12 protein-coding genes are annotated in these 12,635 nt (G+C 69.1%); 9 read left to right on the plus strand and 3 right to left on the minus strand.

The features are described 5' to 3' along the window. Nucleotides 1-19: 19 nt before the first annotated feature. Nucleotides 20-352, minus strand: a complete 333-nt coding sequence (locus ACZ54P_RS16770; protein WP_465462423.1) for a hypothetical protein — start codon at nucleotides 350-352, stop codon at nucleotides 20-22. Next, a complete protein-coding gene (gene mca, locus ACZ54P_RS16775) occupies nucleotides 353-1,252 on the minus strand; it encodes a mycothiol conjugate amidase Mca (protein ID WP_465462424.1) in 900 nt (299 codons plus the stop codon). Between the two features lie 145 nt (nucleotides 1,253-1,397). Here mca and ACZ54P_RS16780 point away from each other — a divergent pair, with 145 nt between their 5' ends. The 3 genes from ACZ54P_RS16780 (at nucleotide 1,398) to ACZ54P_RS16790 (ending at nucleotide 3,439) form a co-directional block, all read left to right on the plus strand. Continuing rightward, the gene (locus ACZ54P_RS16780; protein WP_465462425.1) at nucleotides 1,398-1,853 is read left to right on the plus strand and encodes a DUF4307 domain-containing protein; all 456 of its coding nucleotides are present in this window, start codon (nucleotides 1,398-1,400) and stop codon (nucleotides 1,851-1,853) included. A gap of 199 nt (nucleotides 1,854-2,052) precedes the next feature. Next, nucleotides 2,053-2,553 (plus strand): transcription elongation factor GreA, encoded by a 501-nt coding sequence (gene greA, locus ACZ54P_RS16785; RefSeq protein ID WP_016337198.1) that lies wholly within the window; start codon nucleotides 2,053-2,055, stop codon nucleotides 2,551-2,553. Nucleotides 2,554-2,635: 82 nt separating this feature from the next. Continuing rightward, nucleotides 2,636-3,439, plus strand: coding sequence for an MBL fold metallo-hydrolase (locus tag ACZ54P_RS16790; protein WP_465462426.1), 804 nt, complete (start codon nucleotides 2,636-2,638; stop codon nucleotides 3,437-3,439). A gap of 42 nt (nucleotides 3,440-3,481) precedes the next feature. On the opposite strand, the gene ACZ54P_RS16795 is transcribed toward ACZ54P_RS16790, so the two are convergent. Continuing rightward, nucleotides 3,482-3,958: an Lrp/AsnC family transcriptional regulator gene (locus ACZ54P_RS16795; protein ID WP_465462427.1), complete on the minus strand. Its 477-nt coding sequence runs from the start codon at nucleotides 3,956-3,958 to the stop codon at nucleotides 3,482-3,484. 122 nt (nucleotides 3,959-4,080) lie between these two features. Here ACZ54P_RS16795 and hppD point away from each other — a divergent pair, with 122 nt between their 5' ends. The 6 genes from hppD (at nucleotide 4,081) to ACZ54P_RS16825 (ending at nucleotide 12,627) form a co-directional block, all read left to right on the plus strand. Further along, nucleotides 4,081-5,280: a 4-hydroxyphenylpyruvate dioxygenase gene (hppD, locus tag ACZ54P_RS16800; RefSeq protein ID WP_465462428.1), complete on the plus strand. Its 1,200-nt coding sequence runs from the start codon at nucleotides 4,081-4,083 to the stop codon at nucleotides 5,278-5,280. Nucleotides 5,281-5,493: 213 nt separating this feature from the next. After that, the gene (locus ACZ54P_RS16805) at nucleotides 5,494-6,036 is read left to right on the plus strand and encodes a YbaB/EbfC family nucleoid-associated protein (protein ID WP_465462429.1); all 543 of its coding nucleotides are present in this window, start codon (nucleotides 5,494-5,496) and stop codon (nucleotides 6,034-6,036) included. Between the two features lie 33 nt (nucleotides 6,037-6,069). Then, entirely contained in the window at nucleotides 6,070-6,384 is a 315-nt protein-coding gene (locus tag ACZ54P_RS16810; protein ID WP_465462430.1) for a type VII secretion target, read from the plus strand. Continuing rightward, nucleotides 6,384-11,063 (plus strand): hypothetical protein, encoded by a 4,680-nt coding sequence (locus ACZ54P_RS16815; RefSeq protein WP_465462431.1) that lies wholly within the window; start codon nucleotides 6,384-6,386, stop codon nucleotides 11,061-11,063. The genes ACZ54P_RS16810 and ACZ54P_RS16815 overlap by 1 nt, the downstream gene beginning before the upstream one ends. A gap of 5 nt (nucleotides 11,064-11,068) precedes the next feature. Beyond that, on the plus strand, nucleotides 11,069-11,509 hold the full coding sequence (locus tag ACZ54P_RS16820; protein WP_465462432.1) for a hypothetical protein: 441 nt from the start codon (nucleotides 11,069-11,071) through the stop codon (nucleotides 11,507-11,509). Next, nucleotides 11,506-12,627 carry a TNT domain-containing protein gene (locus ACZ54P_RS16825; protein WP_465462433.1) on the plus strand — a complete coding sequence of 374 codons (1,122 nt, stop codon included), beginning with the start codon at nucleotides 11,506-11,508 and terminating at the stop codon, nucleotides 12,625-12,627. Before ACZ54P_RS16820 ends, ACZ54P_RS16825 begins: the two co-directional genes overlap by 4 nt. The last annotated feature ends 8 nt before the right edge of the window (nucleotides 12,628-12,635 follow it).

Here is a 12,635-nt window from a genome sequence, read left to right on the forward strand (position 1 = left end):
GGGGACCCTCATGACACGCTCAGTCGGACTTGGCAGCCGGTTTCTCGGTCTTGGCGGCCTTCTCCTCCGAAGCCTCGGGCGCCTCGTCAGCAGGCGTCGCCGAAGCGGGAGTCTCCGAAGAAGCGGCGGGTTCGTCGAAGCTCTCCGGCAGCCGCTTCAGGTGCTTGGTCATCGACCGCACCAGCAGCGCGACGGCGATCAGGAACAGGATGAGGATCAGGAACCCCACCGGCGAGGACTTGCCGAAGTCCTCACCCTGGCCGCCGTTGTCGCCGTTGCCGGGCTGTTGTGCCAGGAACTGCGACGCCGCCGTCACTGGAACGACGGCGAACGCCGGCACCGAGAAACTCATTCAGCCCACCTTCTCCTTCACTCCGGCGAACAGATCGTCCTCCGGCAGGGTGCTGTCCACCAGTGAGCGGACCAGCTCGTACTCCTCGGTCGGCCAGACCTCGCGCTGCAGGTCGCGCGGGACGGCGAACCAGCGGCTGTTCGGGTCGATCTGGGTGGCGTGCGCCTTGAGGGCCTCGTCACGCTGCTCGAAGTAGTCGCCGCATTCGACACGGGTGGTCACCCGCTCCATGACGTCGGCCTTCTCCGGATCCCACGACTTCAGCCACTCCTCGTACGGCGACTCCAGGCCGCGGGCGAGCAGCGCTTCGTGGAAGGTCGTCATCCTGGCGCGCGAGAAGCCGTGCACGTAGTACAGCTTCAGCGGCTGCCACGGTTCGCCCGCGTCCGGGTAGCTCTCCGCCTCGCCGGCGGCGTCGAAGGCCGCGACCGAGATCTCGTGTGTGCGGATGTGGTCGGGGTGCGGGTAGCCGCCGTTCTCGTCGTAGGTGACGATCACGTGCGGGCGGAAGTCGCGGATGACCTTCACCAGCGCACCGGTGGACTCCTCCAGGGGGATGACCGCGAACGAGCCCTCCGGGACCGGGGGCAGCGGGTCGCCTTCGGGCAGTCCCGAGTCGATGAAGCCGAGCCAGGCGTGACTCACGCCGAGGATCTTGGCCGCGCGGGCCATCTCCTCCCGGCGGATCTCGGTCATGTTGGCCACTACGTCGGGACGGTCCATGGCCGGGTTCAGCACACTGCCCGCTTCGCCACCGGTACAGGTCACGACCATGACCTCGTGCCCTTCGGCGGCGTACCTGGCCAGCGTGGCGGCGCCCTTGCTCGACTCGTCGTCAGGGTGCGCGTGTACCGCCATCAGGCGGAGGCTCGACTTCGGCGGTTCCTCGGCTAGCACCATGCTCCGAACGTCCCCTTCTCGTTCCGTATTCCCCTGCGACCCTGCCTGACGGCCCGCGCGGCGGGACGCGGATACTCGAGGGGAACCACTCGCATACGGCTCCATTGTCCCTGCGAGCACGACGACACCAACCGGGAGGCCCGGGTTGAGCACGGGACAGGATGCTCCCAGCGCGGAAAGCACCCGGACGGACCTGCTCCAGGACCGGTACGGCAAGACCCGCGACGCGCGGCCCACCCGCTGGCGACGCCTGGTGTTCGGCGTGATCGCGCTGCTGGTGAGCGGTGGTATCGCCTACGTCGCGTATTTGAACTTCGGCAGCGCGCCCATCGAGGGCGAACGCGTCGCGTTCAAAGAGGTGCCGGGTGACGCGATGGAGATCACCATCAACGTGACCAGGGACGAGGTGAACCGTCCGGGAGTGTGTGTCGTCCGCGTCCGTGACAAGGCCGGAGCGGAAAGCGGCCGCAAAGAGGTCCTGATTCAGCCTGGTTCGAACAACAGCCGGGTGACTACCACCATCAAGAGCATCGGAAGGCCGGTCACGGCTGATATCTTCGGGTGCTCATACGACGTACCACGGTACCTGTCAAGGCCATAGCGGCCAACGGGGTGAAACGGGCGCCCAACGCCGAGGCGCGACCGAATTAGACCGGCGGCGATGCCTCGCGCCGTGTTACTCTGATCTACCGGCACGGCCCAAGACGGGCCGTGTTTTTCCTTTATCTCAACCAGACCGGCGCGCCATGTCGGCCTGGTGGCCGGCTTGTACACCCAAGCCTGGCAGGCCCTACTAGGAGATGGTGACCGTGAGCGACACAAAGGTGACCTGGCTGACCCAGGATGCCTACGACAGGCTCAAGCAGGAACTCGACCACTACATCGAGCTCCGCCCGGTCATCGCCGCGAAGATCAACGACAGCCGGGAAGAGGGCGACCTCAAGGAGAACGGCGGCTACCACGCCGCCCGCGAAGAGCAGGGCCAGCACGAGGCCCGCATCCGCCACCTCCAGGAGCTCCTCCGCTCGGCCAAGGTGGGCGAGCCGCCCGCCAACGATGGCAGCGCGGGACCGGGCAAGGTCCTCACCGTTCGCTACGACGGTGACGACGAGGACGAGAACTTCCTTTTGGCGACCCGCGAAGAGGGCACCGAGGGCGATCTGGACGTTTACTCGCCGGAGTCTCCGCTCGGCAAGGCGCTGCTCGGCGCCAAAGAGGGCGAGACCCGTGAGTACGAGCTGCCCAACGGCAGCATCCAGAAGGTGACGCTCGTCAAGGCAGTGCCGTACACCGGCAAGTAACCGCACAGCGCGCCCGGCCCGATATGGCCGGGCGCGCATATGGGCCGTTAGCGTGACCCCCGGATAATTCTGGAGGGAAACGATGAGCGAGCTACCGATCTGTGTCGCCTGTGGCATGCAGTACGCGGAACCCCGGTCCGACTGCCCGATCTGCGACGACGAACGTCAGTACGTCCCGCAGGCGGGACAACGGTGGACCGACCTGAAGACCGTGCGCGAGAGCGGGACGTACACCGCACGCGTCGAAGAGCAGGGCCCCGGTCTCGTCGGGGTCGGCTCGACCCCGAACTTCGCCATCGGCGAGCGGGCACTGCTGGTCAAGGCCGAATCCGGCAACTTCCTGTGGGATTGCGCCGGCTTCATCGACGACGACCTCGTCGCGCGGGTTCGCGAACTCGGCGGGATCACCGGGATCGCGATCAGCCATCCGCACTACTACACCACCATGGTCGAATGGGCCCACGCCTTCGACGTGTCCGTCTACCTGCACGAGAACGACCGGCAGTGGATCGGCAGGCAGGACCCGGCCATTAAACTGTGGAGCGGCGCGACCCTCGACGTCGCGCCCGACCTGCGGCTGATCAACCTCGGCGTGCACTTCGACGGCGGGACCGTACTGCACTGGCCGGGCGGGGAGAACGGCCGCGGCGCGGTGCTCTCGGGCGACATCCTGCAGGTCATCCCGGACCGCCGGTTCGTCGGCATGATGTACAGCTACCCGAACCTGATCCCGGAGCGCCCGGAGGTCGTCCGGCGCGCGGCCGAGATGCTCGAACCGTACGAGTTCGAGGCGATCTACGGCGCCTGGTGGGACGCGATCATCCGCACCGACGGACACGACGCCGTCCAGCGGTCGGCGAAGCGCTACCTCGGTCAGGTGAGCTGAACGCTCGTGAGTGGTAATGACGGTTCTAACCGTCATTACCACTCACGAGCCGCGCGCCAGCCGTTCCAGCAGCGGCCGTACGCGCGGCGGAACCGGCGTCGACAACGCGATCGACGTCGAGGTCCGCCGCACATACGGCGCGCCGACCACCTCGTCGACCACCCGTTGCAGGTCGTCGTTGTTGCGCGCGACCATCCGCACGAAGAGGTCGCCCTGTCCGGTCGTCGCGTAGACCTCGCACACCTCGTCGATCGCGGACAACGCCGCCACGACCTCGGCCCGGCGCCCCTGCGCGATCTCGAGGACGGCGAACGCGGTGAGGCCGTATCCCATCGCCGCGAGGTCGAGTTCGGGCGGGAAACCGCCGAGGACCCCGCGTTCGGTCAGCCGGTCCAGCCTGGCCTGCACGGTGCCCCGCGCGACGCCGAGCCGACGGGCGCATTCGAGCACGCCGAGCCGCGGCGAGTCGGTGAGCAACAGCAGCAGCCGCGCGTCCAGCGCGTCGAGGCTTTCCGACATCGCCCCTACCTCCTGCACAGGTTGTCCACTATGACAGCGTCACCCCCGTCATCACTGGGCATAGTGTGCAGCAAAATCTTTGACCATTGCACATTTTGTCACGTGCTCGGATGCTTCTGGGCATGACGCACACAATGGAACCCCAGGGTGCTCTTGACGACGTGAGCTACGACCAGCTGCGTCAGCTCGTCGGCCTCGTCGACCACGATTCTTCGACCGACCCCTTCCCGGTGAAGTCGATGGACGCGGTGGTGTTCATCGCGGGCAACGCCACGCAGACCGCCTGGTTCTACCAGGTCGCGTTCGGGATGCAGCTCATCGCTTACTCCGGACCCGAGACCGGGAACTTCGAACGCAAGTCGTTCGTGCTGAAGTCCGGCTCCGCCCGCTTCGTGATCACCGGTGGCGTCAAGCCCGACTCCCCGCTGCTCGACCACCACCGCCGCCACGGCGACGGCGTCATCGACCTCGCGCTCGAGGTCGCCGACGTCGACAAGTGCATCGAGCACGCCCGCGCGCAGGGGGCCACCGTCCTGGAGGAGCCGCACGACGTCTCCGACGAGCACGGCACGGTGCGGATCGGCGCGATCGCGACCTACGGCGAGACCCGCCACACGCTGATCGACCGGTCGAAGTACACGGGTGTCTACCTGCCCGGCTACGAGCCGCGCGAGAGCAAGATCGTCCGCCCCGAGGGCGCGCCGAAGCGGCTGTTCCAGGCCGTCGACCACTGCGTCGGCAACGTCGAGCTCGGCAAGATGGACTACTGGGTCGACTGGTACCACCGTGTCATGGGCTTCGTGAACATGGCGGAGTTCGTCGGCGACGACATCGCGACCGAGTACTCGGCGCTGATGAGCAAGGTGGTCTCCAACGGCAACCACCGCGTCAAGTTCCCGCTCAACGAGCCCGCGATCGCGAAGAAGAAGTCGCAGATCGACGAGTACCTCGAGTTCTACGGCGGCGCGGGCTGCCAGCACATCGCGCTGGCCACCAACGACATCGTCACGACGGTGAAGGCGATGCGCGCGGCGGGCGTCGAGTTCCTCGACACCCCGGACTCCTACTACGACGACCCGGAGCTGCGCGCGCGGATCGGCGAGGTCCGGGTGTCGATCGAGAAGCTGAAGGAGCACCGCATCCTGGTCGACCGCGACGAGGACGGCTATCTGCTGCAGATCTTCACCAAGCCGATCGGCGACCGCCCGACGGTGTTCTACGAGCTCATCGAGCGGCACGGTTCGCTCGGTTTCGGCAAGGGCAACTTCAAGGCCCTCTTCGAGGCCATCGAGCGTGAGCAGGAACGCCGCGGCAACCTCTGACCCCCGGCAGTTCGCAGGCGCGAAAGGGCTCTTCATCGCACTTTGTGCGGCGAGGGGCCCTTTCGCTGCGTGAGCGGCCCGACTTTGTCGGCCCAGGGTGGTACACCGGACGAGCACTAAGCTGTCCGACGAAAACTCATCGCCCCCGGAACCGATGGCGTCTTCGGACCGTCAGTGTGAAGACGTCAGCATGCAGCTTGTGGAAGGGTCCCGATGCCGGACAACGTCGACGCCAGCGAACAGATGGTGGACAACTGGACGAAGCAGATCCAGGAGACCGCCGCGCGCTATCAGGCGATGGCGGCGCGGATGCAGGGGCAGACCGTGACGGAGCGGTCGAAGGACAACACCATCGAAGTGACCATCGACTCCAAGGGCCTGCTCACCGATCTCGTCATCTCCGAAGCCGCGAGCGGCAAGCGGATGGCCGAGGTCTCGTCGCAGGTCATGCGGCTCGTGCAGCTCGCGCAGTCCCGGATCCCCGAACTGCTGCAGCAGGCGATGGCCGAAACGGTCGGCACGACCGACGAAACGGCGAGCCGCGTGATCGCGGAAGCCCAGAGCACCTTCCCCGAAGCGCCGCCGGAAGAGGACGTCGCCCCGCCGGAGCCCGAGCGGCACCACCGCTTCGGCCCCGAAGAGGAAGAGCCCACGCCGCCTGCCGCGGCCACGCCGCCACAGCCGAAGCCGATCCCGCGCCGCCGCCGCACGCAGGACGACGATGACGACGAATTCGGCGGCAGCATCCTTTCGTAGACGTTCCATCCGGCCGGGTAGAGGGGAGACACCATGGCAGGCAAGGGTTACGAGCTCGGTTCCGACCTCGACGCGCACGCGAAGCAGATCGACGGCATCGCCGACGGGCTGCGTACCGCGGTCGACGCCGCACAACAGGTGAGCATGCCGACCGACGCGTACGGCATCATCTGCCAGCCGTTCCGGATGATGCTCGACCCGGTCGAGGAATTCGGCATCAACGCGCTGAACAAGGCGGTCGAAGCCGCGACCGCGGTGGCGAACAACGTGCGGTCGGCGTCCAACGCCTACCACGCGCAGGACGAGAACTTCGCCGCTGAGCTGAAGAACGTGCGGGTGCCTGACTGATGCCCGAGGGAAATCCGCTCGTCGCGAAGGCGCCGACAGACGGTGACGGCCCAGGCCCGTTGACGGCGGGGAACAGCGAATACGGCTACGTGGCGGGAATCGGCGTCGCCGAGTCGGCCATGGACGCCTTCAACGGCATTTCGAACGGCGACTGGGTGGGCGGCGGGCTCGGCGTGCTGAGCCTCGCCGGTGAGATCGCCAGCGCGGCGATCGACCCGTTCGGCTACCTGATGTCGTCGGTGGCGTCGTTCCTGATGGAACACATGCAGCCGCTGAAGGACATGCTGGACGCGGTGGCGGGCGATCCGCCGGTGATCCAGTCGTACTCCGAAACCTGGGGCAACGTCGCCAAGAAACTGGAAGACACCCAGGTCGAGTTGTCGAACACGGTCAAGAACGGCACCGCCGGCTGGACCGGCGAGGCGGGCGACCAGTACCGCAAGCAGGCCGCGGAGCAGGCGGAGGCGATCGGCGCGGCGGCGACCGTCGCGGGCGGGATCAGCACCGTCGTGATGATCTTCGGCGAGATCGTCGCGTTCGTGCGCGAATTCATCCGCCAGCTGATCGCGGACGCGGTCGGCAAGCTCATCGCGTGGGTCATGGAGACGGTGTTCTCCCTCGGCTTCGGCACCCCCGTCGTGGTCGCGCAGGCCGTCACCGCGATCGCGAAGTGGGCCGCGAAGATCGCCGACAAGCTCAAGGAACTGTGCGACGCGATGCGGCGCGTTTCGCCGCTGCTCGGCAAGCTGGTCGACGTCTTCGAGAAGATCATCAAGATCTTCGGCAAGATCGCGGGCAAGGTCACCGGGCTCGACGCGCTCAACCCCAAGAACATCAAGGCGGGCGGGTTCGTCCAGCGCGGCGGCCGCGGCGGCGGATCCGGCGGACCCGACGGTGGCGGCACGGGCTCCGGGGACGGTCCGGACGGCGACGGTTCCGGCAACGGATCCGGCGATGGATCCGGTGACGGCTCGAACGGTTCGGGCGACGGCGCCAACGGATCCGATGGCGACTCGGGTGGTTCGGGCGACTCCGGCCGCTCCGGTGACGGTTCCGGCGATTCCGGCTCGAACGGTTCGAACGGCACCGACGGTTCCAGCGGCGACGCCCCGTCGAGCACCAGCACCCGCGGCGGCGATGGCGGCGGTTCACCGTCCACAAGGGACAGCGGTTCCCCGACTCGCTCGGACGGCGGATCCCCCAGCCGCGCGGGCGATGGCGACGGACCGTCCACATCGGACGGAAACCTCGGCAGGGCGCCGGACGGTGGCGGTTCGTCACCGCGCTCCGACGGCGGTTCCCCCAGTGCCGCCCGTACCGACACCCCCGCTCCACACACTCGGTCCGACGGCGGTTCTCCCGCCGACACCGGCGATTCCGGTACGCCGAATCGCACGCCCGACGGCGGCTCGCCGAGCCCGGCCCGCGCGGACAGCGGCCCCGCACCGCAGACCCGAGCCGACACCGGTGGTTCACCGAGCCACACCCCCGACAGTGGATCTCCCACCCCGGCACCGCACACCCGCGCGGACACCGGCGGCTCCCCGACCCACAGCCCGGATGGCGGTTCCCCCGCGTCCGCACCGCACACCCGCACCGAGACCGGCGGCTCCCCGAGTCACACCCCGGACGGCGGTTCGCCCAGCCCCACGCGCGCGGACACCGGCGACGGCGGTGGTTCGCCCCGGGCTCACGGCGGTGACGGCGGTGGCTCGCCCACTCCACGTTCCGACCCGTCGCCCGGCCACCACGCCGGCAACGACGGCGGCAGCCCCACCCGGCCGACCGACAGCGGCACCACGACCAGCGGTACCGCGCCCACGGCGCCGCGCCTCGGCGACGCCGGTCCGTCACACGTTCCTTCGCAGCGCGGCGGAACCGGCGGCGACGGGTCACCCGGCATCCCGCCGCAGGGCCAGCCGATGGCCGGCGGCGTGCCGCCCCAAGGCGCTCCGGGCGGTGGCACTCCCGGCGGCACCCCGGGTTCGCCCGGTGGCAGGCCGCCGGGCGGCGGCTGGACGGGCACGCCCGGTTCGCCGCGCACCCCGGACACGCACACCCCGCGCACTCCCGACACCAATACCGGCCCCAGCCGCGGCCCCGGCCAGACCGGTCCCGGCGGGCGGCCGAACCAGCCGCATCAGCCGCCACCGGTGGCCCGCGGCAACGACTTCGGTCCCGGCGCGCAGCCGCACACCGGCACGCCGGGCACGCACGCTCCCGGCAACCGGCCCGGCGGGTCCGGTCCCGGCAACACCGGACCGGGCGGCCACGGCCCCGGTGGTCACTCCGGGCCGCCGCATTCGCCGGACGGTCACGGCCCCGACGGGCACGGCCCCCGTCAGGACCCGAACGGTCATCCCGACGGTTCACCGCACGACCGCGGCCCCGATGGCGAACCGGACCGCCCACTGCCGCCGGACGAGGTCAACCAGCGGTATTCCGAAGGCACCCCGGCCGGCAGCTCGTACCACCGCGGCGACGCGGACATGGGCGATCTACCGCACCGCGTCCAGCCGGATCCGGACGGCCGCTACACCGTCGACGTGCACGTCACCCCGGACGGGCACGCCCGCATCGGCAACCGCACCTACACCCCCGAGGAATTCGCGGACATTTTGCGCCGCAACGGGGATTACGACGGCCGCCCGATCCGGCTGATCGGCTGCGACGCCGGCTCGAACGATTTCGCGCGCCGTCTGTCGCGGGAACTCGACACCGAGGTGATGGCGCCGAGCAGGCCGGCGTGGACGGACTCGAACGGACGCGTCTTCTCGTCCGACTACGAGATCGGCCCCGATGGCCGCACTCGCCCGCGGATCCCACCGAACGGCGAGTGGGACGTCCACAGCCCCGACGGCACCGCCCGCCGGGCGAGCGACGACGGTTTCACCCCGGACGCCTCGCACGCGGACAAACAGGCCGTGGACGCCGACAGCGCCCGCAGCCGCGGCGACGGCGACGAACCGCCGGACCGGGACGCCGACTCGCCGCCGAGCGGTCAGGGCAACCAGCCGCCGCACCCGAACCGCAATCCCGACTCACGTCAGCAGGAACAGGACCTGCTCGACCCGGACAGGCAAGGGGAACGCCGCCAGAATCCGCAGCGGGTCACGGACTTCACCCCGCCGTCCTCCGGTGAGCCGATCCATGTCCGGCCGAACGACCCGGCCCCCGGTGCGCCCCGCGCGCCGCGCGCGGACGAGCCTTTCCCCGGCAACCAGCGGCTCGAAGCGAACCGGAGCTACCAAGTCCGCGACGCCGACGGGAACCCGCGCGGGACGTACCACACCGACGGCACCGGCCGGGTCACGCATATCGACACCAGCCAGCCGAACGTGCCGCACCGGATGCCGGACGGTTCACCGAACCCCGCCTACCGGGCGAACCCGGATCTGCTGCACGCGCAGCCGAACACGACCTACCGGGTCGAGATCGACGGCGAGCACCAGGTGTTCCGCACCGGCGACAACGGGATTCCCGAGCCCGCCGTCCGGTTCCACCGGCCGGACTACCCGGACGACAGGCACGTCGACATCGGGCCGGGGCATCCGGACTCGCCCACCCCGCCGCGACCCGGCCAGCCGTTCGTCGCCCGCACCGACCTGCAGGAGCACACCGCTTACCGGGTACACGACAGCAACGGCGACTATCGCGGCACCTACTACACCGACGGTGACGGCAGGGTCCGCTGGGCGGAGGTCGAATCCGGCCGGATCGCGCGGACGAACCCCGATCTCGCCAACATGCCGAGGGCCGACATCGGAGAGGTCCGGCTGGTGCAGCGGCTCGACCCGGAGGCGAAGGCGCCGCCGGGCGTGGACAATCCGCAGGACTTCGAAGGTTCGACCAGGCGGGACGTCACACTCGACAAGAACAAGTCGTTCTTCGACGACCACACGCCGCCGCTGGAACCGAATTCGCGCTACGTCGTGGAGAGCGACTACAAGGACGGCGACAAGACCGTCACGCGGCAGCGCGCGGTCTACTGGACCGACGAACACGGGAACATCCGGCTCGCGGAGACCTATCAGCCGCACCATCCGGACCTGAACTACCCGAAGCCAAACATGGTCTACAACGTCGACGGCGGGCGGTTCGTGTACGAGACGGGGCCGGAGGTCGGTAACCGCCACACCAGCCGGTCCTACGACACCGACACGGTCGCACACACGAGCCACGACCTGGAACGCGCGGACAAGCACGAGATCGACCGCCGCGACGACTCCTCGCAGAAACGCGGTGGCGGCGTCGAAGGCAAGGAACCGGAGCTGGACGCCGACGGCAACCCGACCGGCCGCAACATCAACAAGTACGACGGCGGGCATATCGCGGGCAACCAGTTCCGCGGGCCCGGCGAGTTGCTCAACATGCTCGGCCAATGGCGGGCACAGAACCAGGGGCTGCACTCCGCCGGTGACGCGCATTGGTACGCCTTCGAAAGCGACCTGTCCGACTTCCTCGATCCGAAGAAGCACACCGACGGCGCCACACGGAGCATCGAGCAGGTCGACACGTTCGCGCTGCGCGCCGACGGCGACCGGGCGCCGCACACGTTGCAGGTGCGGTGGGTGGAGAATGTGACCGACGCGGACGGCAATGTCGTTCGCACCGTGCGCATCCGGAGTTTCCCGAATGTGCCACCTAGCGCAGGCTCAGGAGCAGGGGGCGGTACGTGATGGCGATGGACGCCACGCAACGGCAGGAGCTGACGAACGAGGTGGGCATCGCCCTCCTCGACGCGGCACCCGAAGGCTGGCGGCGCATCGACCTGATGTGCCTGGCCAACATCGACGTGCACGACCTGGCGCTGACGGTCCTGCTGAACGACGGGTCCAACCCGGCCGTGCTGATTCCCGAGGAAGTACGCCAGAGCCTGCTCCGGCTGCGCGAAGGCATGCACGAGCCGGACAAGGGCACCTGGTTCTCCGCGCGGGTGATCCTCGACCCGCCGGGCACGATCTACGTCAAGTACAACTACGACTGGGATCCCTTGTGGAACCCGTCGATCGCGACCGAAGGCTGGGCTCGTGACCTCGAAGCGTTCCCGCGCGACGAGCAGCACATCCCGGACTGGCTGAAAGCGAAGCTGGCCGAAGCGGAAACCGCGGAGGAGAACCGATGACCGCCGCGCAGGAACCGTTCGGGGCCAAGGAGCAGGACCGGATCTGGAGCCTGGTCTCCAATCTGGTGACCAACTTCTGCCCGGCGGACTGGTCGCAGGTGCTGATCACCTACCGCGCCGTCGGGAACTACACGGAGCTGTCGGTGATGGTCCGGCGGGCCACGGACGGCGGGCTGAACCGGTGGACGCCGCGCCCGGAACTGGCCCGGTTGCTCGCCGAGCTGCGGACCAAGATGTACCGGCCGGGCCGGGGAACCTGGAACGAGGCCACCGCGCACGTCCACCTCGATTCGCGGATCGAGTCGGGTTACGTCTGGGATCAGGAACCGACTTGGGACGGCGAGCCGCCCACGTCGGCGTTCGTGCGTGAACTGGCCGACTTCCCGCGCGACGCGGGGATGGTGCCGGACTGGCTGGCGGGGCGCGCGGGCCGGGCGGCGGTCGCGACCCTCACCGGGGAGTCCGACGCGGACACCGCAGCCAAGGAGGCGTTGGCGGCGGCCGAGCAGGTCGCCGTCGAACTGGAACTGGACCCCGCGCGTTACCGGATCGGCGAGATCGCGGACAGCGCCTGGTGCCTGGTGCCCGAGGGTGGCCGCTGGTCGGTCTTCTGGGCACAGGGCGAGGAACGCGTCGCGCGAACCGATTTCGCCACCGCGTGGGAAGCCGCCCGGTACTTCACCGGGCACTTGTATCTGAATCGGTCCGCGTTCCGGGACGAACTGCCACCGGACGCCAAGCGGCCGACGTCGGCCTGGCCGATCCAGCCGATGAGCGACGACGGCGGACTCTCGCTGTACGAAGGAAAACGGCTGGTGACCCTGCCGCCGGGGACCGAGATGGACCGCTACGGCGACCCGTCGGGCAACACGTTGTTCGCCGCCCGCACCGAGTTCACCCACCGGTCGCACAAGGCCGAGCGGGCACAGCGCGAGTACCACCTGTACCGGCTGGTCGAGCCGGTGCGCGCGATCACCGGCACCGCCGTGGCCTGGTACGACCAGGCCGGTGGCGGTACGGCGTACGTCCTCGCCCGTTCGGTCGCGGACCTGCTCGCCGACGGCTCCCTCGTGGAGATCGAGCAGGCGACCACGCAGCCCCCGCCACCGCGGGTCTGAGGGGAGTG

The sequence above is a fragment of the Amycolatopsis sp. NPDC034160 genome (assembly GCF_055575355.1).

What these genes read in the sequence shown, in the direction of transcription:
- ACZ54P_RS16770 (WP_465462423.1), bottom strand. Translation starts at nt 352, where the DNA reads ATGAGTTTCTCGGTGCCGGCGTTCGCCGTCGTTCCAGTGACGGCGGCG.
- mca (WP_465462424.1), bottom strand. Translation starts at nt 1,252, where the DNA reads ATGGTGCTAGCCGAGGAACCGCCGAAGTCGAGCCTCCGCCTGATGGCG.
- greA (WP_016337198.1), top strand. Translation starts at nt 2,053, where the DNA reads ATGGTGACCGTGAGCGACACAAAGGTGACCTGGCTGACCCAGGATGCC.
- ACZ54P_RS16790 (WP_465462426.1), top strand. Translation starts at nt 2,636, where the DNA reads ATGAGCGAGCTACCGATCTGTGTCGCCTGTGGCATGCAGTACGCGGAA.
- ACZ54P_RS16795 (WP_465462427.1), bottom strand. Translation starts at nt 3,958, where the DNA reads ATGTCGGAAAGCCTCGACGCGCTGGACGCGCGGCTGCTGCTGTTGCTC.
- hppD (WP_465462428.1), top strand. Translation starts at nt 4,081, where the DNA reads ATGACGCACACAATGGAACCCCAGGGTGCTCTTGACGACGTGAGCTAC.
- ACZ54P_RS16805 (WP_465462429.1), top strand. Translation starts at nt 5,494, where the DNA reads ATGCCGGACAACGTCGACGCCAGCGAACAGATGGTGGACAACTGGACG.
- ACZ54P_RS16810 (WP_465462430.1), top strand. Translation starts at nt 6,070, where the DNA reads ATGGCAGGCAAGGGTTACGAGCTCGGTTCCGACCTCGACGCGCACGCG.
- ACZ54P_RS16815 (WP_465462431.1), top strand. Translation starts at nt 6,384, where the DNA reads ATGCCCGAGGGAAATCCGCTCGTCGCGAAGGCGCCGACAGACGGTGAC.
- ACZ54P_RS16820 (WP_465462432.1), top strand. Translation starts at nt 11,069, where the DNA reads ATGGACGCCACGCAACGGCAGGAGCTGACGAACGAGGTGGGCATCGCC.
- ACZ54P_RS16825 (WP_465462433.1), top strand. Translation starts at nt 11,506, where the DNA reads ATGACCGCCGCGCAGGAACCGTTCGGGGCCAAGGAGCAGGACCGGATC.